21 protein-coding genes are annotated in these 22,238 nt (G+C 40.1%); 14 read left to right on the top strand and 7 right to left on the bottom strand.

What is annotated here, in order from left to right:
• Nucleotides 1-14: 14 nt before the first annotated feature.
• Together JWR23_RS01175 and JWR23_RS01170 are read right to left on the bottom strand one after the other, a co-directional pair.
• Entirely contained in the window at nucleotides 15-512 is a 498-nt protein-coding gene (locus JWR23_RS01175) for a hypothetical protein (RefSeq protein ID WP_299511876.1), read from the bottom strand.
• Between the two features lie 82 nt (nucleotides 513-594).
• Entirely contained in the window at nucleotides 595-1,764 is a 1,170-nt protein-coding gene (locus JWR23_RS01170) for a class I SAM-dependent RNA methyltransferase (protein WP_299511874.1), read from the bottom strand.
• 59 nt (nucleotides 1,765-1,823) lie between these two features.
• On the opposite strand from JWR23_RS01170, the gene JWR23_RS01165 reads away from it, so the two are divergent.
• The 3 genes from JWR23_RS01165 (at nucleotide 1,824) to JWR23_RS01155 (ending at nucleotide 5,057) form a co-directional block, all read left to right on the top strand.
• Nucleotides 1,824-2,186 carry a DUF3127 domain-containing protein gene (locus JWR23_RS01165; RefSeq protein ID WP_299511872.1) on the top strand — a complete coding sequence of 121 codons (363 nt, stop codon included), beginning with the start codon at nucleotides 1,824-1,826 and terminating at the stop codon, nucleotides 2,184-2,186.
• 348 nt (nucleotides 2,187-2,534) lie between these two features.
• Complete coding sequence (locus JWR23_RS01160; RefSeq protein WP_299511870.1) at nucleotides 2,535-4,304, top strand: sensor histidine kinase KdpD; 1,770 nt, start codon at nucleotides 2,535-2,537, stop codon at nucleotides 4,302-4,304.
• A 60-nt stretch (nucleotides 4,305-4,364) separates the two neighbouring features.
• Nucleotides 4,365-5,057 (top strand): response regulator transcription factor, encoded by a 693-nt coding sequence (locus tag JWR23_RS01155; protein WP_299511868.1) that lies wholly within the window; start codon nucleotides 4,365-4,367, stop codon nucleotides 5,055-5,057.
• A 29-nt stretch (nucleotides 5,058-5,086) separates the two neighbouring features.
• Here the strand turns inward: JWR23_RS01155 and JWR23_RS01150 are convergent, their stop codons facing one another.
• On the bottom strand, nucleotides 5,087-5,293 hold the full coding sequence (locus JWR23_RS01150) for a hypothetical protein (RefSeq protein WP_299511866.1): 207 nt from the start codon (nucleotides 5,291-5,293) through the stop codon (nucleotides 5,087-5,089).
• Nucleotides 5,294-5,431: 138 nt separating this feature from the next.
• Between JWR23_RS01150 and JWR23_RS01145 the strand changes: the two genes are divergently transcribed.
• From JWR23_RS01145 to JWR23_RS01120, 6 genes are all read left to right on the top strand, one after another.
• Nucleotides 5,432-6,973, top strand: coding sequence for a M20/M25/M40 family metallo-hydrolase (locus JWR23_RS01145; RefSeq protein WP_299511864.1), 1,542 nt, complete (start codon nucleotides 5,432-5,434; stop codon nucleotides 6,971-6,973).
• A 130-nt stretch (nucleotides 6,974-7,103) separates the two neighbouring features.
• Nucleotides 7,104-8,321: a mannonate dehydratase gene (locus tag JWR23_RS01140; RefSeq protein ID WP_299511863.1), complete on the top strand. Its 1,218-nt coding sequence runs from the start codon at nucleotides 7,104-7,106 to the stop codon at nucleotides 8,319-8,321.
• Nucleotides 8,322-8,325: 4 nt separating this feature from the next.
• Entirely contained in the window at nucleotides 8,326-9,522 is a 1,197-nt protein-coding gene (locus JWR23_RS01135) for a mannonate dehydratase (RefSeq protein WP_299511861.1), read from the top strand.
• A 10-nt stretch (nucleotides 9,523-9,532) separates the two neighbouring features.
• On the top strand, nucleotides 9,533-10,465 hold the full coding sequence (locus JWR23_RS01130) for an RraA family protein (protein ID WP_299511859.1): 933 nt from the start codon (nucleotides 9,533-9,535) through the stop codon (nucleotides 10,463-10,465).
• Entirely contained in the window at nucleotides 10,455-11,384 is a 930-nt protein-coding gene (locus tag JWR23_RS01125; protein ID WP_299511857.1) for an RraA family protein, read from the top strand. The genes JWR23_RS01130 and JWR23_RS01125 overlap by 11 nt, the downstream gene beginning before the upstream one ends.
• Before the next feature lie 43 nt (nucleotides 11,385-11,427).
• A complete protein-coding gene (locus tag JWR23_RS01120) occupies nucleotides 11,428-12,549 on the top strand; it encodes a mannonate dehydratase (RefSeq protein WP_299511855.1) in 1,122 nt (373 codons plus the stop codon).
• A 327-nt stretch (nucleotides 12,550-12,876) separates the two neighbouring features.
• Here JWR23_RS01120 and JWR23_RS01115 read toward each other — a convergent pair whose 3' ends face one another.
• Complete coding sequence (locus tag JWR23_RS01115) at nucleotides 12,877-14,280, bottom strand: MBL fold metallo-hydrolase RNA specificity domain-containing protein (protein ID WP_299511853.1); 1,404 nt, start codon at nucleotides 14,278-14,280, stop codon at nucleotides 12,877-12,879.
• Between the two features lie 151 nt (nucleotides 14,281-14,431).
• Here JWR23_RS01115 and JWR23_RS01110 point away from each other — a divergent pair, with 151 nt between their 5' ends.
• The 5 genes from JWR23_RS01110 (at nucleotide 14,432) to JWR23_RS01090 (ending at nucleotide 18,400) form a co-directional block, all read left to right on the top strand.
• Nucleotides 14,432-14,803 carry a BlaI/MecI/CopY family transcriptional regulator gene (locus JWR23_RS01110; RefSeq protein WP_299511851.1) on the top strand — a complete coding sequence of 124 codons (372 nt, stop codon included), beginning with the start codon at nucleotides 14,432-14,434 and terminating at the stop codon, nucleotides 14,801-14,803.
• Between the two features lie 158 nt (nucleotides 14,804-14,961).
• Entirely contained in the window at nucleotides 14,962-15,333 is a 372-nt protein-coding gene (locus JWR23_RS01105) for a BlaI/MecI/CopY family transcriptional regulator (protein WP_299511849.1), read from the top strand.
• Nucleotides 15,334-15,337: 4 nt separating this feature from the next.
• Complete coding sequence (locus JWR23_RS01100; RefSeq protein WP_299511847.1) at nucleotides 15,338-17,335, top strand: M56 family metallopeptidase; 1,998 nt, start codon at nucleotides 15,338-15,340, stop codon at nucleotides 17,333-17,335.
• A 132-nt stretch (nucleotides 17,336-17,467) separates the two neighbouring features.
• Nucleotides 17,468-17,857, top strand: a complete 390-nt coding sequence (locus JWR23_RS01095) for a hypothetical protein (protein ID WP_299511845.1) — start codon at nucleotides 17,468-17,470, stop codon at nucleotides 17,855-17,857.
• 108 nt (nucleotides 17,858-17,965) lie between these two features.
• Complete coding sequence (locus tag JWR23_RS01090) at nucleotides 17,966-18,400, top strand: hypothetical protein (RefSeq protein WP_299511843.1); 435 nt, start codon at nucleotides 17,966-17,968, stop codon at nucleotides 18,398-18,400.
• An 83-nt stretch (nucleotides 18,401-18,483) separates the two neighbouring features.
• Here JWR23_RS01090 and JWR23_RS01085 read toward each other — a convergent pair whose 3' ends face one another.
• The 3 genes from JWR23_RS01085 to JWR23_RS01075 all read right to left on the bottom strand — a co-directional run bounded on the left by JWR23_RS01085 (nucleotide 18,484) and on the right by JWR23_RS01075 (nucleotide 22,046).
• Nucleotides 18,484-19,761, bottom strand: a complete 1,278-nt coding sequence (locus tag JWR23_RS01085; protein ID WP_299511841.1) for a BamA/TamA family outer membrane protein — start codon at nucleotides 19,759-19,761, stop codon at nucleotides 18,484-18,486.
• Nucleotides 19,762-20,124: 363 nt separating this feature from the next.
• Nucleotides 20,125-21,561 carry a pyruvate kinase gene (gene pyk / locus JWR23_RS01080; RefSeq protein ID WP_299511839.1) on the bottom strand — a complete coding sequence of 479 codons (1,437 nt, stop codon included), beginning with the start codon at nucleotides 21,559-21,561 and terminating at the stop codon, nucleotides 20,125-20,127.
• A 65-nt stretch (nucleotides 21,562-21,626) separates the two neighbouring features.
• Nucleotides 21,627-22,046 (bottom strand): IPExxxVDY family protein, encoded by a 420-nt coding sequence (locus JWR23_RS01075; protein ID WP_299511837.1) that lies wholly within the window; start codon nucleotides 22,044-22,046, stop codon nucleotides 21,627-21,629.
• Nucleotides 22,047-22,238: the final 192 nt, after the last annotated feature.

The raw sequence follows: 22,238 nt of genomic DNA, 5'->3' as shown, positions 1-22,238 counted from the left end.
TTGGGGTAAGGCTATTATGGAACCAGGTCGTAATTTATTACTACCGTAGGCAATAAAGTCGCCATATCAAGCGGCACCTGGTTGTAAGTGAGTACCGGTTTACGGTGCGTATAAAAATTATATATGGCTTTTTGTAAAGCAGTATTACCAACAGCCGGCGGATTAAAACCAATAGTAAAGGGCAATATAAAATCATGAAATTTTTCGTGATCAGGAATTATCCATTTATTGTTTGATTTTTTTAGCGCCTCAATAATCGGCTGTGTTAACAGCAGGTCATCAGCATAATAAATAATAATTTTCCTGATGGAGCCTTTCTCATCGGCAGTAAATTTAAAAATAGCTAACCCGGCAGCTTTTCTTTGCACAATTGCCGGCGATACTACCAGGCTATCCTTAAAAAACCGGGTCATTACCTCTTTACCTCCCTGAAACGGAAAGGCCAATTGCTCTTGCGCCATGCATTTACCGCACAAGAATAATGCTATTGCTGCAAATAATATTTTTTTCATTGAATGTTAATTAAGTGAATAGTTGATTGAGTGATGGGTTGATGTTAACTTATCAACCTAATCTAACCCTATCAACCAAAAACTATTCTTTTGGTTCGCGCTTGCTGCCTTCATATAGCTCATATTCTAATAAACGGCAATCAAGCTTCCCATTGTAAAATTCAATTTTTCGTGTAGCGCGCAGGCCTATTTTTTTAGCAAGATCAGGGTTTCCTGTAAAAATATATCCCTTATATCCACCGCATTTTTTCTTCATAAAATCGCCTATGCGCTTATAGGTTGCTTCCAGCTTGCTGTGTACGCCCAGGCGTTCGCCATACTCGGGGTTAAACATTACAATACCGGGTTCTTCGGGCACATCGGTTTCTTCAAAATCACAAACACTAAATTCTATTAAATGGTCTACACCGGCAGTTTTTGCATTTTTTTGGGAGATGTCTACCGCGTCCTGCGATATATCCGTAGCAATTATTTTAAAGCCGATATCTTTTTTCGATTTATCTTTAAGCCCCCTGCGTTCAACAAAAAACACTTGTTCATCATACCCCATAATATGCATAAACCCATAATTCATGCGGAAAAGGCCCGGATGTTTATCTGTAGCTAACAAAGCTGCCTCAATGGCCAGCGTGCCCGAACCGCACATTGGGTTAATAAAGGTACTGTTCCTGTCCCAATGGGTAGCCATAATGGTTGATGTTGCCAAAGCCTCCAACATAGGCGCTTTGCCCGGAATTTTACGGTAGCTGTGTTTAGCCAATGTTTCGCCGGATGTATCTAAAAATATTTCGGCCTGGTCATCCTGCCAGTACAGGTGCACAACGGTTTTATTACCATCGGCGCCCGAATTTGGGCGGATGCCTTTTATTGATTTAATACGGTCAACAATAGCGTCTTTAACCTTTACGTTTGCAAACAGCGGCGTTAAAATATGCTCGTTATTAACATTTGAGGTTACCGAAAAATAGCCGGTAAAATCAATAAGGTTCTCCCATTCTATTTGTACCAGTCCGTCATATAATTCCTGCGGATCGGCAGCGGTGAAGCCTTTTATTAAATAAAGTACCTGGCTTGCACAGCGCAGGTTTAAATTTAAAGCTATGGTATCGGTAACGGTGCCCAACAGCTCGACGCCGGTTTGGAATACGCGTGTTGGGGTAAACCCCAATTCTTCAACTTCCTGCTGCAAATAAGGCGACAGCCTTTTGTTACAGGTTATGATTATTTTACTTTCAGTGTGGAAAACTTGCATGATTATTGTGCGAATTTACACTTCTTTATCTATTAACTTTACATTTTTAATTTTGAACTATGGAAATTAAGGGTAAAATACATGAAGTGTTCCCAACCGCACAGGTTACAGAATCACTGAAAAAAAGAGAAGTAATAGTAGAATATGTAGAGAATCCGCAATACCCGGAATACTTGAAATTTGAAGCTATTCAAGATCGTTGCAATTTATTAGACAATGTAAAAGTTGGTGACGATGTTGAAGTTTTCTTTAACTTAAGAGGTCGCCCCTGGACTGATAAGACAGGCAAAAAGAGTTATTTTAACTCTATGCAATTATGGAAGATAAACGTATTAAGCGGCGCGGGCAGCAGCCCGGCTCCTGAATACGCCGCCCCTGCCGACATCAGCTCGGCACCGGAGGATGACGATTTGCCGTTTTAATAACTTATAAAAAGACCTGTTACAAGTCTGTACTAACAGTAAAACCCCGCTTTGGCGGGGTTTTACTGTTTAGGTTGAATTTTTTAGTTTAGTTATTAGCCTGACAGCATTACAAAAATCTATACTACTGTATTTTAAATACCTTAATAAATATTGTACCAGGGTGTATCAATGTGTTCGTGGTACAGTACACCTGCAGCTGCCGCATATATCATATATGTTAAAAATTGTTAAAAGCCGGTATAATAGGCTTATTTAAAATATTTTTGTTTTTGGCGATAGAATAATACTTATCGTAAAACAATTTATACGTTGAAAAAAAGAAGCATTGGCATAATTATAGGGTTAATGAGTTTTGCACTAATAGGTGTAGTTGCTATGCAATTGTACTTTTTAATCCAATCTTATAATATACAGTCGAAGCTTTTTGACCGTTCTGTTAATGAAGCGCTAAGTAATGTAGTGGCTAAATTGAGCAGGCAGGACGCGTATAATTTCTTAATGAATAAAGCACAGCCGCACACTACCCTGCCTAAGACTGAAACAGAGAACCAAATCATTGAAATATCAGATAAAAGAAATACACATACCACTAAAGCCTTTATAAATAAGGATTCTATACGAAAACAGGCCCATCGCCAACGTAAGCTCAACCTTTTGCGCGACAGTTTAAAACACATGTTAATGCGACAAAGATTGGATGAGTTAGAAAGCGACCTGCAGGTACGCATTGAAGGGTATACTGATGAGTTTGGAATAATGCATGGCCGTTTAACGCCTATTTTAAAGAATCCTGCTCCACGCACAACAAAAGCGAATCAAAAATTAGAAAAGTATACCATATTGCATCTTACTTATACCGATCCGCAATTTGGCGAACAGCTAATAACTCAAAAAGTAATAAATCCATTATGGCTGCAGGAGCAGGAACGTATCCAAAAGCAAAATCAGCTTGATCGTGTAAAGAAAATGCTGGCAACAGATTCATTGCAAAATTTACAGGCAAATAAACCAAACGTAATACAAAATGTGTACGAGGAATACCAACGATCTGGCGAGCCTTTAAAGAAGCGCATCAATAACCCTTATTGGGTAGATACCCTATTACGCATGGAGCTACATAACCAGGGCATTGATTTGCCTTTTAGCTATGAGGTATCAACAACTAAAAATGATTCGGTAATATTTTCAACCGCAATGGATAAAACCGGTGCAAAGCCGGTTTTTATACCTGCCGATACCTACCATACACAAATATTTAAAGAAGAGGTTATAAACGACCCTGGTATGATAAAACTATCATTCCCCAAAAAAAACTCTTTAATATTAAGCAAGATGACAACCACCATGGCGACCACCGGCGGCTTGTTATTTATATTGGTGTTTTGTTTTGGATATACGCTTTTCTCCATTATCAGGCAGAAAAAAATATCCGAAATGAAAACCGATTTCATTAATAACATGACGCATGAGTTTAAAACCCCGGTATCAACTATCATGATAGCAAGCGAAGCCCTGAGGGATAATGAAATTGCTGCAGATAAAAATCGAATTTCAAGGCTGGCTAATATTATTTATGAAGAAAATGAACGCCTGGGCAGCCATATTGAAAGGGTATTAAATATTGCCCGCATTGACAAAAATGACTTTAAACTTGACAAAAAACCGCTTGATGTAAATGAGATGATAAGCGTGGTGATAGACAGCATGGAACTTAAACTGCAAAAATGTAATGCAGATGTGAGTCTGGACCTGCAGGCCGAAAACGCAATTATTAACGCCGATGAGCTGCACTTCTCTAACGTATTATACAATTTAATTGATAACGCCATAAAGTATAGCGAAGATGCGCCGCAAATAACTATCAGCAGCCAAAACAAGAACGGACAAGTGGTTATTAAAGTAGCCGACAAAGGCATAGGTATGAGTCGCGATCAGCAAGCAAAAATATTCGAACAATTTTATCGCATCCCTACCGGCAACATACATAACGTTAAAGGTTTTGGATTGGGATTAAGCTACGTTAATACCATAGTAAAAAGGCTGAATGGCACTATAAATGTGCGGTCTGAAAAAGATAAGGGATCAGAATTTGAGTTGAAATTTCAGGGTGCTTAATACAATACCGGTTACAACATCAATACTATCATTAACTATAATACGTTAAACCTGTCTCTTATGAAAAAAATATTACTGGTTGAGGATGATCCTAACCTGGGTATGCTGCTCCAGGATTACCTGCAATTAAAGGGAAAGTTTGAAGTTGTTTTATGTACTGATGGCGAAGAGGGCTTACATGCCTTTACAAAAGGTAATTATGACTTGTTAATACTGGATGTAATGATGCCTAAAAAAGATGGCTTTACTTTAGGTAAGGATGTCCGTAAAATAAATAGCCATATACCCATAATTTTTGCCACTGCCAAGGGCATGATAGAAGATAAAACCCAAGCCTATACCCTGGGCGGCGACGATTATATTACCAAACCTTTCCGCATAGAAGAATTATTGCTGCGCATTAACGCCCTGCTTAAAAGAACCGAAAACGCCGAAAAGAAAGAAGAGCAGCAACCAACTCAATTTACTGTTGGCAATTACACATTTGATTATACCACGCAAATAATTTCTATAAACGGTACACAGCAAAAATTATCAACCAAAGAGGCCGAGTTGCTGCGCCTGCTTTGTATTAAAAAGAACGAAGTGCTTACCCGTGAAGAGGCCTTGCTGCACATATGGCATGATGACAATTATTTTAATGGCCGCAGTATGGATGTGTTTTTAAGCAAAATACGCAAGTACTTGAAGGATGACCCATCGGTAGAGATCATTAACGTACACGGTCGGGGATATAAGTTACTGGTAAATTAATCTAAAATCTTCGTTAAAAATATTCCCCATTATTTTCGCGCCCGCATGCTAAAAACAGTTTTGTCCATTCTTGGCGGTTCATTTTCCGGATAATTGTAGGCAACACTGTTTAGATAGTTAGCTATGTGCAAACGCTCCTGCCATATTAGGCTTCTATAGTAAGCTGCCTGGCTGGCAACAGCCCCATCAACAGTTTGCGCTTTAAAAGCAGTTTTATCTAACCTGTATGAACTCATATTCAAATATAATTACTCTGTCCAGATTTACGAAGTTTCAGAAACTTCGTAAATCTTTCAACGCAAACTTTTTTAAACCACCTGTTTGTTTTGAACCAATTATTAAATAAGTTTGTTTTAACTGACTCATTAATTATCATGAAACGAAAACTACTTTATGCTTTCCTGCTTTCTGCGGGTACAATTGGTTCGGCATTTGCCCAAACTACAGACGAGGCAATGCTCAATAACATCAGGGATCAAGGTATGAACAAATCCAGGGTGATGGAAACTGCTTTTTATCTGACCGATGTTTCCGGGCCACGCTTAGCAGGTTCGCCGGGCTTAAAACGCGCACAGGATTGGGCCGTAAACACCCTTAAAACCTGGGGTATAGAAAATGCCAAACGCGAGCCCTGGGGCAAATTTGGAAAAGGCTGGGAAGTGCAAAAAAACTATGCCGCTATAACCGCACCTTATTACCATGCCATAATAGCTATACCAAAAGCATGGACACCCGGAACGCCCGGCCTGATTAAAGGCGATGTGGTTATTATTAAAGTGGATAGCATTGGTGACCTGGCTAAATATAAAGGCACTCTGAAAGGTAAAATTGTAATGGCTGATACCAAGCCTGGAGTTGAAAGAACCTATATACCTGATGGCACACGTTTTACCGACGCACAGCTGGATGAAATGGCTAAAGCAGCCCCCACTGTTGCTGGTGGCCCCCGCAGGGCCGGAGCTTCTCCATTCGCGGCAATACTTGCATTCCGCGTAGCATTAAGTAAATTTTATATCGACGAAGGTGTTGCGCTGGTATTGAGCCAGGGCCGGGGTACCGATGGAACCGTATTTACTACCAACGGCGCATCATATGCAGATACTGCAAAAGCCGTAGCTCCTGAGCTGGAAACCAGCGGCGAAGATTTTCAGCATATTTTACGTTTAACCAAAGCTGGAATTAAAGTGCAGCTGGAAGCCGATATTAAAACGGAATTTTTTGATAAAGATCTGCAAGGCTACGATGTTGTAGGCGAAATACCGGGAACGGATCCTAAGCTAAAGGACCAACTGGTAATAATTGGCGGTCACCTTGATTCATGGCACGGTGCTACCGGCGCTACTGATAATGCCGCGGGCAGCGCGGTTATGCTGGAAGTTATGCGTATTTTAAAACGTGTTGGCTTTAAACCGCGCCGTACCATTCGCATAGTTTTATGGAGTTCGGAAGAGCAAGGGTTATGGGGTTCGCGCTTCTATGTGCTTAACCACTTTGGCGACCCCAAAACAATGATATTAAAACCCGAGGCGGCAAAAGTTTCTGCCTATTATAATTTAGACAATGGTACCGGTAAAATACGCGGTGTTTATTTACAAGGTAACCAGGCCGTAGGCCCAATATTTAAAGAATGGCTGGCTCCTTTTAAGGACCTGGGTGCAAATACCGTAACCATCAGCAATACAGGTGGCACAGATCACCTTTCGTTTGACGCGGTTGGCATACCGGGTTTTCAGTTTATACAGGATAATATGGACTATGGCACCCGTACCCATCACAGTAACCAGGACACTTATGATAAATTGAGTGAAAACGACCTTAAACAGGCCGCCGTTATCGCTGCATCGTTTGTTTACAATACTTCTCAGCGTGATGATATGATACCACGCAAAGAGTTGCCTGTAGTTCCAATAAATTAAAAAGAAGCCCTGTATATGCGGGGCTTTCTTTTTGAAAGCCTGCTTTGTTGAGTTTGTAACAATCTGCTGACCTTAACCAGTGGATGGTGCTTCTTTGTATATTTAACTCAACCAATTTATACTAATTATTATGAAAGATAATCGCAGAGACTTTCTCAAAAAAGGCACTTCACTGGCAGCTGCATTGTCATTAGGTGTTGTAGGCGCGTCTGTAGCTACCCCCAAAATTGATAACCAATCAGAATCAGCGGCAGCAAAAAAAAATCCGCTATGGTCTAGCCTGGTAGAAGGGCCGGATACCCCAAAAATGACCATGAGTGTGGGCGCAAATGCCACCGTATCAAACATGAAATGGATAAAACAATTCGGCTGCGACTATGTGCACATGGGCGGACCGCGCATGCCATGGACAGAAGAAGGGTTAAAAACAATAATAGACCGCTTTAAGGCAGAGGGCCTTACCGTTATTAATATGATGATCAATTTCTCGGGTGCTATTATTCATGGCACTGACGGCAAAGATGCAGAGATCAAATTAGTACAGGATTCTTTAATTGCGGCAGGCAAGGTTGGCCTCCCAGTGGTTGAATATAATTTTTACTCGCACCGCGCGGTAGAGGGTTATTATGATGTGGTTGGCCGCGGCGGTGTACAATACCTGGGTTATGATTATTACCGGAAAGGGCAGCCTAACCAGGCAGATAATAAATGGAACTATAAAACTGCCCGCCGGCAGCCGGATGAGGAGAATCTTGCAATGGTTGAGTTAGGCCCCACAGAAAAGGAGCCTGCGCAAACCGCCGCCAAAGCCTGGGAAAATATTGAATACTTTTTAAAAGCGGTTATTCCGGTAGCCGAAAAGGCTGGTGTACGCATGGCTTTGCATCCTAATGATCCGCCGCCGCCAATGAGCCGTGGTTCGGAGCAGATCATGTCGACCTTTAAAGACTGGAAACATCTTTTTGATTTAGTAGAAAGCCCTTCAAACGGCATGACGTTTGACTGTGGCGTTTCGACTGAAATAGGTGAAAATGCTGTAGAAGTAGCCAAATACATGCTATCGCGTAACCGCATCAACCATGTACATTACCGAAATGTTATTGTAGATACACCAAGAATAAAATATGTGGAAGTGATGATAGATAACGGGAACGTAGACATGATGGCCGTGATGTATGAACTGGTAAAAGGTAAATACAAATATGGTATTTGGGCAGAGCATCCGCGTGATAATGAATTTGACAAAACACATCAAAGCAATGGCTTTGTATCTTACCTGTATAACCAATCATATGCCCGTGCTATGATGCAGACTTGCTTAGCACTTCAGGCGGGTTGGAAAGCCTAACTTTATGAAAGATAATCGTAGAGGATTTTTAAAAAAGGGTACTTCGCTGGCAGCAGCATTATCGTCAGGTGCAGTTGGTGCGTCAGCATCACCTGTTACAACCGATAACCGTGCCACGGCTTCAAAAAAAGTTGCATGGCCCGTAGTTGAAGGTGTTGATACGCCTAAAATGACCATGAACGTAGGCTATAACGACATGTCATCCAAAGTAAAGGCCATCAAACAATTCGGGGCCGATTATGTGCACATGGATGCGCCTGCTTTGCCATGGACAGTAGAAAAGATACAAGGCATTGTCGATCGTTTTAAGTCAGAAGGGCTTTCCATCATTAACCATAGAATAGTTTTGCCGCCCAGTATACTCCATAATATGGAAGGGCGTGATGAGGATATAAAGAAGGTACAGGACGCTATACGAATAACAGGTAAGGTGGGTATCCCGGTTATTGAATATAATTTTTATTCGCACCGTTTACGTGAGGGTTATTATAACAGCGTAGGCCGTGGCAACGCTCGCTATTTAAGTTTTGATTATAACCGCAAAATGCCAAATCCGGCAGATAATAACTGGAATGAGCCGCGTGACCGCAAAGCCGATGAAATGGCATTCGCGGCAAGCGAATTAAAAGCTACTGCCGCCGAGCCCGCTACATCCGAAGAGCAGTTTTGGGCAAATATCACTTATTTTTTAAAAGCCATTATTCCTGTAGCCGAACAATCAGGTGTAAAAATGGCGCTTCACCCTAACGATCCGCCGCCGCCGCTTAGCCGTGGTTCGGCGCAGCCGATGGGAAGTTTTGCCGGCTGGAAAAAATTATTGGCGATAGTTGACAGTCCGGCAAACGGCATGACCTTTGATTGCGGAGTATCCACTGAAATAGGCGAAAATGCCATCGACGTTTTGCACTATATGGCTGCACGCAACCGCATCAACCACATGCACTTTCGTAACGTGGTGGTAGAAACACCGAGAATTAAATATACAGAAACCTACCCCGATGCGGGTCAGGTCAATATGTTTGCCGTAATGCAGGAACTGGTGCGTGCAAAGTATAAATACGGCATATTTGCCGAGCATCCGCCGGGCAATATAATCGACAAGGAACGCGGCGGCGATTTTATAGGTTATATTTATAACCAGGCTTATGCCCGCGCAATGTTGCAGGCATGCCTTACAATTGAACAAGGATACAAAGGATAAACCTAAATTTATGAGAAGAATAATATTAATTACAGCATTGGTATTAGGTGGGCTGTTTGCCAATGCACAACAACGTTTGGGTTCATCACCCGAACAGATAAAGGATCTTACTCCCGAATGGAAGGGCGAACGCTCTGCCGACGGGCGCCCGCGTGTATCAGATCAATTGCTTGAACGGTTAAAAAAAGTAACTGTTGATGAAGCATGGGAAAAATTAAAAGCCAAAGGATATCTGAGTCAATATGAAAGCGACTGGAAAATACTCCACCCGGATAGTGTTATGACTGGGCGGGTGGTAACGGCACAATACATGCCTGCCCGGCCGGATCTTAATGCAGTAGTAACTACTACAGGAAAGGCTGAGGGCCGTTCTCAGCATGGCGGTCAAAACTTATGGCCCATTGATATATTAACTAATGGCGACGTGTATGTTGCAGATGCTTACGGAAAAATAGCTGATGGCACCCTGATGGGATCAAGCCTGAGCAGTTCTGTATGGGGCAGGGCCAAACGTGGTGTAATATTTAACGGAGCGATAAGGGATGTAGCAGAGGTGTCCGAAATTAAAGGCTTTAATGCCTGGGTAAAGGGTACAGATCCGTCAGCTATCAGCCAGGTACAATTAACCAGCATTAATCAGCCAATACGCATTGGCCGCGTCACCGTTTTGCCCGGCGATGTAGTACTGGCAAACCAGTATGGAACTGTATTTATCCCAGCACATTTGGTTGCTGATTTGGTGCTTGACTCAGAATTTCAGGGCGTTCATGACCAGTTTGAACGGACCAGGCTGCTGGAGGGCAAATATTTATCGGGTCAGATACATGGCGCATGGAGCGATGAAATAAAAAAAGATTTTTTGAACTGGCTAAACCACTATCCGGGCAAATTACCAATGCCTAAAAAAGAGTTAGACGAATATTTGAAAGCACATGGCTATTAATAAAAATATTATCGGGGTATTGCTTGCTTTTAGCTTTTGCCTGGGGCGAATGGCATCGGCACAAACCATCTCTAAAGAAGAATTAACATTCTTAACCTCAGAATGGAAAGGCGAACGCTTTGCCGATGGCCGGCCAAAAATTTCTGATGATCTGTTAACACGGGCCAAAAACATAGGCCTTGATGATGCCTGGACCGCGCTTAAAAACTTAGGCTATGTTAACCAATTTGAAGGTGGCTGGAAAACCGTTAATGATGAAGCAGTGACCGGCCGCGCCGTTACCGCTATGTTTATGCCAAGCCGCCCCGACGTGGAAAAGAATATAAAGGCCAGGGGTGCAAAACAGGGCCGCGCGGGCAATACCAATTCATGGCCCATTGACGTTTTAGTTAAGGGCGATGTATATGTAGCCGATGGCTTTGGAAAGATTGCCGCAGGTACTTTAATGGGAAGCACGCTTGGTAACTCTATCTTCAGTAAATCGGGCAATGGGGTTGTGTTTGATGCTTCGGCGAGGGATGTGGAAGGGTTGTCAGAAATTAAAGGATTTAACGCCTTTGTGCGCGATTTTCATCCGTCGTTTTTAGAGAATGAGGTGTTGATGGGTTTAAATACGCCTATTCGCATAGGTGGCGCAATGGTATTACCCGGCGATTTGGTAATTGCTAAAAGAGAAGGCGTGCTTTTTGTACCTGCTCAATTGGCCGAGCAAGTAGTTGCTACTGCCGAGTTTGTTTCGCTTAAAGACGATTTTGGGTTTGAAATGGTAAAAGCCGGCAAATTTAAAACCGGGCAAATAGACAGCGAATGGACGCCCGAAGTAAGGCAGGCTTTTTATAAATGGGTTGATGAGCATCCGGGTAAAATAAAAATGAGCCGCGCTACAATAGATAAGATACTGGAGAAAAGGACGTGGTAACCAAATTCACTATTAAACCAATTAACTAATAAACCATAAGAAGATGAGTGATAATCGCAGAGACTTTATTAAAAAAACAGCAGCGCTGGCAGCTGCACTGTCTGTGGGCGGCGGTGGTATGGCAGAGGCTGCCCCGCTAATAGCGAAAGAGACTGAAAAATTAGAAAATTCAGCAAAACCCTCACAGATCAAGATCGCCGGACAGATCACACCCGAGCCAGATGATGATACCTTTGCTTTTTACAACCAGATGGGCATTAACCAGGCTGTGTTATGGACCAATGCAAAAAAATCAAGCGGCGAATATTATGGGAGCCGTAAAAGACTTTTTGCAGATCATGGAATAAACGTGTATGGCTTTGGAAACAACGACGTACATAACCAGGACAAGCTGGTACTTAACCTGCCCGGTCGTGACGAAAAGATAGAGGAATACAAGGCCCACTTGCGTAGTTTGGGCAAAGCCGGTATTGGATATACCACTTATGCGCACATGGGTAATGGTATATGGGATTCGGATGTACGCGGCCTTGCCCGTGGTGGTGCCGACGCAAGAGATTTTAATGTAGATGCGCCAAATCATGGCAGATGGGATGCCAACAGGTACCACGCCCCGTTAAGCCATAGCAGGCAATATACACGCGACGAAATCTGGGCCAACTTTAAATATTTTATTCAGGCAGTTGTTAGAACGGCCGAGGAAAACAATGTGCATATCGGTATCCACCCTGACGATCCGCCGATACCTGAGTTAGCGGGTGTGCCGCGTTTGTTTACCAGCTTTGAAGGATATAAACACGCTTTGGACCTGGCTAATAACAGCCCAAGCGTAGGCTTATGCCTTTGCGTTGGCTCATGGATGGAAGGCGGCGATAAGCTGGGTAAAGATTCGGTAGGGATGATAGATTATTTCGGAAAGAAAAAAAGGTTGTACAAAATACATTTCCGTAATATTTACGCGCCGTTGCCGCATTTTGTAGAGTCGTTTGTTGACGATGGTTATACCGATATGTATACCATTATGCAAGCCTTAAAGCGTGTGGATTTTGACGGCGTTATTATTCCAGATCATATCCCCAAAATGGCAGGCGGGCCAAACGTGGGCACCGCTTATACCATTGGCTATATGAAAGCGCTGCTTAACCGGGTAAACGCAGAAGTATAAACCGTTTAGCACATAACAAAAAAGACCAATTGAAAGCGTTTTCAATTGGCCTTTTTTGTTTAAGCTTGTTTCACTTGTGGTGAAACAAAATGTAACAAGTGAAACAAGATTTATACTTAAAACACTGTTTATAAGTCGATTGTGTAAAAGTGATGTAACAAAATGTAACAACTTATTCGTCAGTTTTTTTAAGTATAGTATTAGTATTGATAGTTGATAATCAAACGATTACAAATTGTCAATTTTAGCAGTGGTGAAACAAGTTTTTGAAACAAGATCACCAACAATTAATACCACCATTATACCTGTTGCCCGAAGTGACAAAAATTACTCCAATACTATCTTCTGATGTTGAAAAGGTATCTCCACATTAGCGAAGCCATGCTGGTTCAACGTGTTGGCAAAATGCTGCTGCACCTCATACTCGCCGTGAACCAGGAATATCTTTTTAACTTTTTTAGGGTCCTGGCAGTTTAAAAAATGCAGCAGGTCCTCATAATCGCCATGGGCGCTCATTGATTTAATGGACCGCACCTCGGCCTTAACCTCGTACTTTTCGCCAAATATCCATACTTCATCATCGCCGTGCAACAAACGCCCGCCAAGCGAATTTGGTTCGCAATAACCAACAATTAAAATAGTGGTTTTTTCATTATTAATATTGTTTTTAATATGATGTTTTACCCTACCCGCCTCTGCCATGCCTGATGATGAAATGATTACGCAAGGGCGTGGGTCATCATTTAAAGCGATAGACTCTTCTGTTGATTGTATAAACCGCAACCCTTTAAAAGCGAACGGATCAGCATCAATTGCTAAAACTGCTTTCACATCCCGGTTATAAACTTCGGGGTGATCTTTTAATATCTGCGTAGCTTTGTCTGATAAAGGGCTGTCAACATAATACGGTAATTCGGGCAATACACCTTTTAACTCCAGCGAATTTAGCGCATATAACAATTCCTGTGTGCGGCCAACACTAAACGCCGGAATAATAACCTTGCCTTTTTTAATGAGGCATGTTTGTTTAATTACCTCCAGCAAAGCATCCTCAATAGGTTCAAGCTCCTTATGCAGCGAATCGCCATAGGTCGATTCCAGCAAAATGTAATCAACCTGCGGGAAGCGTTGCGGGTTTTTTAAAAGCAGGTCGCCATATTGGCCCACATCACCACTAAAAGTTATACGGGTTTCCTTGCCGTTTTCCTGTACAACCAGGTGCACCGCGCAGCTGCCCAATAGGTGGCCCGCATCGCTAAAATGAAATTTTACATTTGGTGTTATAGCGTACTCCTCATGATATTCAACAATCTTAAATAAACGCAGTGCTTCCATAGCCTGATCCTCATTATACAAAGGCTCTAATAATGGCAAACCGTTTTTTGCACGATGCTTATTACTATATTCTACATCGTTCATTTGTATCCTGGCCGAATCCAGCAAAAGTATCCGGGTTAGATCCATAGTGGCCGATGTACAAAATATTGGCCCGTTAAATCCTTCGGCAACTAAGCGCGGTATCAAGCCGCAATGATCAATATGGGCATGCGATAGTATCATATAATTAAGCTTTTGGGGGTTAAAGCCAAAATGTCCATTCATATTACCGGTATTCTCGCCCAGGCCCTGAAACATACCGCAATCCAATAAAATGCCGGTACCATCCTGTAAACGTAGTAAATGTTTGCTGCCGGTAACGTTGCGGGCAGCTCCATGAAAAGTTATATCCATTATATAATTCAGGTTGAAACAAGAACAACGAAAGTGATAAAAAAAAGTTTAATTAAAATAAAACTAAAATATTAGTTGCATGTTTAGTTTCTAACTAATATATTCGTTTAGAATTATGTTACCCCTCACCTGATCTCAAATTATTAATACCATGGAAATTAAAGAACTGACCCGTGCCGAAGAACAATTAATGCAAATACTATGGCAATTAAAAAAAGGCTTTGTAAAAGATGTGATGGCCCAATTGTCGGAGCCATTACCTGCCTATAATACGGTATCAACCATTATCCGGATACTTGAGGCAAAGGGTTTTGTAAGCTACATTTCTTATGGTAAAAGCCATGAGTATTTTCCGCTGATAAGTAAAGAAACGTATCAAAATTTTGCTACTGATAAATTAATGAGCGGCTACTTTGATAACTCTGTACAACACATGTTCTCGTACTTTGTAAAAAAAGAAAAGATTGATTTGAAGGAAGCTGATGAGATTTTAAAACTGATTAAAAAACTAAAAAACAAATAGGCATTTTATAACAGTAATTAAAACAAAAAGGCAAACCGGTAAGAGTTGCCTATACGGTGCCTATAAGCTTCACGTTAAAAAAAGCTGATTTAAAAAATTGAATTTAATATCTTATATTAGAGTTTAATATTTTACAACTAATAAAATACCCCAACACAATGGAAATTAAAGAACTGACCCGTGCCGAAGAACAATTAATGCAGATATTATGGCAGTTAAAAAAAGGCTTTGTAAAAGATGTGATGGCCGAACTGCCAGAACCGCTTCCTGCGTACAATACCGTATCTACCATTATCAGGATACTGGAAGCAAAGGGTTTTGTAAGCTATATGGCGCATGGTAAAAGTCATGAGTATTTTCCGTTGATAAGTAAAGAGGCGTATCAAAGTTTTGCTACCGATAAATTAATGCATGGCTACTTTGATAATTCTGTACAACACATGTTCTCGTACTTTGTTAAAAAGGAAAAGATTGATTTGAAAGAGGCCGATGAGATCATGAAACTGATTGAAAAACTAAAAAACAAGTAAGGCTATGAGCTGGTGGCATTATTTATTACTGGTAAATTTTTACCTGGTATTATTTTTTGGCTTTTACGCTTTGTTATTGCGCAGGGAAACATTTTTCCAGCTTAACCGGATATATTTAGTTGCCGCCTCTCTTCTTTCATTTTTTATTCCGCTTATACAATCTAACTGGGTAAAGAACCTGTTTATTACCAAAGAGGTTCAACACACTATTTTTAACAGCCCTATACTTAACAACCCTGTCATGATTTATGGCAGCAGCTTTACACCGGCTCAAAACTCATTAACATTAGGCGAAATAGTTAACGGTATATATATAGCCGTTACCTTGTTCTTAACATTAAGGCTAATATGGCAGCTGGTAATATTAAAAAAAGCTATAGAAAAACCTTCTCCATCTGCAGCTTATTCGTTTTTTAAAAAAATAAGCCTGGGCAATAACCTGGAAAGCCCGGATGTTATAGCCGCTCATGAGCAGGTACACGCGGGCCAATGGCACTCGGTTGATGTAATGATAATTGAAACAGTAATGATAATTAACTGGTTTAATCCGGTAGTTTATTTGTACCGTTTTGCCATAAAATATATACATGAATTTATTGCCGACAGGCAGGTAGTAAAAGCCGGAACAGATAAGGCCGATTATGCTTTGCTGTTACTTAGTCAAACTTTTAATGTACCCACCCATACATTGGTAAACCCATTTTATAATCATAGCCTGTTAAAACAGCGTATTAAAATGCTTCAAAAAAGCAAGTCGCATCGTATAGCGCTGGCTAAATATGGCTTATCTGCCCCGTTATTTATGATGATGATGGTACTTTCATCAGCAACCATAAATAATAGCAAGGCTGTTAAAGTCATCGATCAAAAAGCCGAAAATGTTTTTTCGTCTTCAACAGATGAACTTGCTGCAAGCATTACAGACCATGCCGAAATACCGGCCGGCACAGTACCGAAAACCGATCCGTATGTAGAAATGTATAATAAAAGCAAGGAACTAAGGATTGATACCGCCCAACTTTCTGCTAACGAAGCTTACACTTCGGTAGAAAGCGCCCCAAAATTTCCGGGCTTACTTGCAGATTTTTTGCGCAGTAACATTAAGTACCCTGCCGCCATGCGCCAGGCAAATATACAGGGAAAGGTAATTGTACAGTTTATTGTAGAAACCGATGGCTCGATAAAGGGCATTAAAGCAATTGAAGACCCGGGTTACGGATCGGGCGAAGAAGCCGAAAGAGTAATGGCGCTATCGCCAAAATGGGCACCGGCTTATCAAAATGGCAAGCCCATAAAAGTAATGTACTCGGTACCCATAAATTTCACGTTAAGCACTTCGCGAAATACAGCGCCCGATGCAAATAAGGTTTTTACAGTTGCCGAAAAACAGCCCGAGTTTCCGGGTGGGCCTGAAAAATTCAGTGAGTTTTTAACCCATAATATAAGGTATCCTTATGCCATGCGCCAGGCAAACGTACAGGGAAAAGTAATTGTGCAGTTTATTGTAGAAGAAGACGGCTCTCTTTCTAACATCCAGGTATTGAAAGATCCGGGATTTGGTTCGGGCGAAGAAGCGGTTAGAGTACTGATTTTATCACCTAAATGGGCACCAGGCTATCAAAATGGCAAGGCCGTAAGAGTTGCTTACACAGTGCCGGTAAACTTTACTTTAGAAAAATCAAACCCGCAAATGCACGGAGCAATAGCTGATACCGGATCACGCAAATTTGCAGGTACGGTAACTTCACCCAAAGGAGTGACCAGCGGCTCAGTTGCTTTTATAGATATAAAAGATCTTACAACTGTAAAAGATGCGATGAAAAGCCGGGGACTTGATAACCCTTTATTTTTTGTTGATGATGTAAAAAAAGACAGGTCGGCTTTTGATAACATGGATGTAAGTAAGATTGAAAATATTCTAATAGTAAACAAGGGAGCAACTATAAAACCTGGCATAGACTCATCAAACGGGATAGTTTTTATACGTACTATCAATCATTAAGAAAAAAATTGCTTTTTAATTCAGGGAAACCTTACTAAGCTACAAGCTTAGTAAGGTTTTTTTAGTTGCATTTCATTGAATATCATTTGCTTATATTAATTATTATTTACATTTATATAAAATAACCAAATCATGAACTGGAAAATAATATTTCAACTATCGCTTTTCGGGCTAATTATGGCCTTTGGTACTGTATCCCTTATACCCGAAAAAATTGAACCTTTTTTTTGGCTGGTAATATTTGTTTTTTGCACTTATGTAATTGTTAAAACCTGCCACAGTAAATATTTTTTACACGGATTTTTAGTGAGTATAGTTAATTGCGTATGGATAACCGTGGTACATTATTTCTTTTACGATAGCTATACCATGCATCACCCGGATATGGCTGCGATGTATACAGGTACCCACCCCCGCCGTATGATGCTTGTTTACGGACCTATATTTGGTGTAATGTTTGGTGTTATATTGGGACTCTTTTCGTTAGTGGCTTCAAAAATTTTAACTAAGAAAGCACAGTGAGGGCAAGATTTTTCTATTTGTAAAACATTCACTAACTTTTTTAATTAAAACAAAATATGTTCTGTATAAATTATTAATTTTGGCAATTGATAAGCACATAATTAATAAATGATGAAACCTTTTATCTCAAAAACATTTTACGGCGTTATAAATTACGCGGTGGCCCTGTTATTAATTGCATCTCCATGGTTATTCCATTTTGCTCAATTTGGGGGCGCGGCCCTATTTTTACCTATTATTATAGGATGGTTTCAATTAATTATGGCCATATTTAGTAAAAACCCTCTGGGCTTTCTTGATGTGTTCCCTATGCAAATGCATAATTGCCTTGATGTACTTACCGGTTCTTTTTTACTGGCATTACCCTGGACATACAGTTTCTCATCGCAAGTATGGGCTCCGCATTTTTTCCTGGGATTGGTACTGATTATAATGGGCGTTTTTGCAGATGGGTCACCATTTTTAACTAAACCGCACCGTGCACTTCCTGAAGCCGGAATAACATCTACCGATGCAAGTGAAGGCAGATTAAACAATTACTAAAAAACATCAGCATAAATAACAAAAAAGCGGATCAATGAAAAATTGACCCGCTTTTTTGTTGTAAGCGGAGTATTATATAGGGGTTAAAAAACTTCGTTCAATCCTAAAAATATTCCTTTTGAGCCATAATTACCTACCCCGTAATCAATACAAAGATTGGAGCGGGTATATTTATTAAATAGTAAGCGCAAGCCCGCACCTACCCCGGGCTCAACAAATTCCATTAAATTTATGCTGTGCTTGTTGCTTGCCGATTCAATGTTAGTAAAAAGCACGCCACTAAGTAATTTATTTTTTGTTATAGGGAAACGATACTCAGCTTCGCTGTATGCAAAAGAGGTGCCTTTAAAACGTCCAATAGTGTAGGCCCTGCCAATTCTATTGGATGCATCGCTGCCTGTACCTGGTAGCTCTAAATAAGGTATGGAGCCATTAAGCAGGTAACAGCCCCAATACCAAAATGCCAATATATGCTCCGGATTAACTTTTGACAGGCTCCAGTATTTTCTTAACTCGGTTTTTAACTGCATTGCTTCATGATCACTACCTAACCAGGACTGATTCATTCTTAAAACTATGTCGGCATATATCCCTTTGTATTGCCTGTTAACCTGGTCCCTTGAATTATATTCTATATTAAATAACAATCCATTGGCCTCATATCCAAGAGTTGGAAAATTATTAAGCATACTGTACCTAAAATTATGTGTATTAATATTTGGCCCCGTTTTTCGTTCATCATCTATATTATTATATATATTAAATATAACCCCGGCACCCGCATATACATGATTAAATATTTTGCGGTATACCCTTTCTGATAATTTTATATAAGTATATTTTATAGGGAAAACATCTGCGTTATTAGAAAGCGGCAAATCGGCAATTGAAAACGTACCATCGCCCTGCACTTTATGCCCCGTACCTACACCATAATCAAGTGCAACGGTTCGTCCAACTTGCACGCCGCCTTGTATATTAAATATATCATTGTTAGTAAATATATTATTCTTGGCTTCAAAAGATGCCAGGCCGTTGGTAGACAGGTATGCATTTGCGTTAACTACCGAAAAAGTAGTTGTTTTAGGGTTACCAAATACTTTACCACCCGTTGATGTTACCCCAATAGCAAATCCAACGCTTGGGTTATAACCGGCTGATGGCAGCGTAGAGAAATTAGAGTGAGTTTGTTTTGTTGTATCGATATAGTGTTTACCACTAAATATTGAGCTTATTATTTCTTTTGCATCGGTTTGCCGCCTTAATACTTCAGGCGAATCCTCTTTGTCCTGCGCAAATAATATCCCGGTACTAAGTACCATGCAAGCCGTAAGGGCATGCTTCCACACGTGTTTAGTCAATTTTTTAATTAGGGTTAAAGGCTGCAATATAATTAAAGTGTCATAAAAATAAAAATTATCGTAACAATAAAGATACAACCAACTAAATACACAGTTTGAATGAAAAAAGGGGGCGGTTTTTGCTTGAGTTATTTAAACCTTATTAAGTTATTTTAAACCTTAAGTAAATTTAATAGTCAAAAACAATACATAAATAATTAAATGCCATGGATATATTAAGAATATACTGGGATTATTTCTTTGGTAATCCTGATGTGGTATTTTTCAAGGTTTGCCTTGGAGAAATATATTAAATTTAAACAAAAAAAAGGGATGAAACAGATAATTGTTTCATCCCTTGGTATATAACATTGGTAGTACCCTCTATTCAATAACCGTTACTTTAAGCATATTAGTTTTACCATGCTTAACAATTGGTATAGCAGCGGTATTAATAACCACATCGCCTTCTTGTACCAGGTTTTCAGCTTTAAGCAAATTATTTACGTCACTTATGGTTTGGTCGGTACTTTCTACTTTATCATAATAAAAGGTACGTACACCCCACAGTAAGCTCAATGCATTTAACAGGTGTTTATTTGAAGTAAAGATAAAAGTACGCGCTTTGGGCCTATAGCTTGAAATTTGAAAGGCAGTATAACCCGAAATAGTCATGGATACTATCCCTACTGCATTCGTATGCTCTGCCAGGTAAACTGCCGATTCGCATACTGCATCACTTAAATAGCCCGGAGAATTAACGTCTGATACTGATTCTTTATCTGAATTATATGGGTAGCCCAATTCTTCAACGTTACGTACAATTTTGGCCATAGTTTCAATAACTATCAGTGGAAACTCGCCTACTGATGTTTCGCCGCTAAGCATAACTGCATCCGCGCCATCCAATACAGAGTTGGCAACGTCATTAACTTCGGCGCGTGTTGGGCGCGGTGTGGTTATCATTGATTCTAACATCTGCGTAGCAACAATAACCGGTTTTGATGCGGCACGGCATTTACGGGCAATCATTTTTTGCAGTAATGGAACTTCTTCTAAAGGCATTTCAACACCAAGGTCGCCACGCGCAACCATTACACCGTCTGTAGCCTCTATTATAGCATCAATATTATCAATAGCTTCAGGTTTTTCAATCTTAGCTATTACTTTAGCAGCTTTACCGCTGCGGGCAATAATTTGTTTAAGCTCAATAATATCATCGGCGTTACGTACAAACGAAAGGCCAACCCAATCCACATCCCACTCTAAAGCATATTTCAGATTTTCAAGGTCTTCTTCTGTTAAGCTGGGGATAGATACTTTGGTATTAGGCAAATTAACCCCTTTGCGCGAGGTTAAAATACCGCCGTGCATTACTTCGCAAACTACTTTATCAATTTTGTTAGTTTCAATAACCCGCATCTGTATTTTTCCATCGTCCAATAAAATAATTTCATTGGCCTGTACATCCTGCGGAAAAGTATCATATGTTATATATATCTGATTGTCATCGCCAATACATTCATGGGTAGTAATATTAATATGTGTACCGTTAACCAGGTGAATGCCGCCATCTTTTACCAGGCCAATGCGGATTTTAGGTCCCTGTAAATCGGCCAGTATAGCTACATTGGTTTTATGTTGTTCGTTTATCTCCCTTATGGTATCAACAATTTTTTTATGATCTTCAGGTTTTCCATGAGAGAAGTTTAATCGGCAAACATTTACGCCTGCTTTAATCATGGCTAATAATGTTTCTTTGGGGGATGAAGCCGGCCCCATGGTGGCAACAATTTTGGTGCGGTTATACGGTATATTCATAGTTATCAGTTTGCATATATGTTATACGTTTACATTAACGGGTATAACATCTTCTAAATTTTGCGCTAAAATAGCAGATTTTCGCGTGATTTTATTTTTTTAGGATCAATCTTTACAGCCGCAACAATTTCTGGTATACGATTTAATGCCGAAACAAGGTTATCAAGGTCATTATCGTCAATATAATTTTTAATCATTAAAAAATAATCTGCCTTTTTCATTTCGGGAATCAGGTACCCGTCAGACCCTTTATTAGCTATAAAATAAAAATCGGTCTCACTGGCCTCCCAATTATACATGAACAAAGAGAAAAGCACAGGCGCAGCACCCTGATAAATATCAACGGCTAAATCATCAGCACGCACAAAATTAAAATTTAAATATTTGTTAATAAGATAACAAACACGGTAGTCTTTAAGCGAAGTTGTTACTGCAATCAGAACAAAATCAAGATCTATCTCAAACTTTAAAAATTTCCTGTTCAATTATCATTACATTTGCGCCGGTAAAAATACAAATTGAAACCTTTTTATCTAAAATTTTGTTAGCCTCTAAACTAAAAAGTTTTAGATTTGATATTTGATAGATTTTATTTTTCTTTGCACTGAAATTATTAATCATTAAACTATAATACTATGTCTGATATCGCTTCAAGAGTAAAAGCTATAATCGTAGAA

The sequence above is a fragment of the Mucilaginibacter sp. genome (assembly GCF_028288205.1).
GTDB lineage: Bacteria > Bacteroidota > Bacteroidia > Sphingobacteriales > Sphingobacteriaceae > Mucilaginibacter.
Note: the sequence above shows the minus strand (reverse complement) of the source record. Positions and strands in the feature narration are given on the sequence as shown.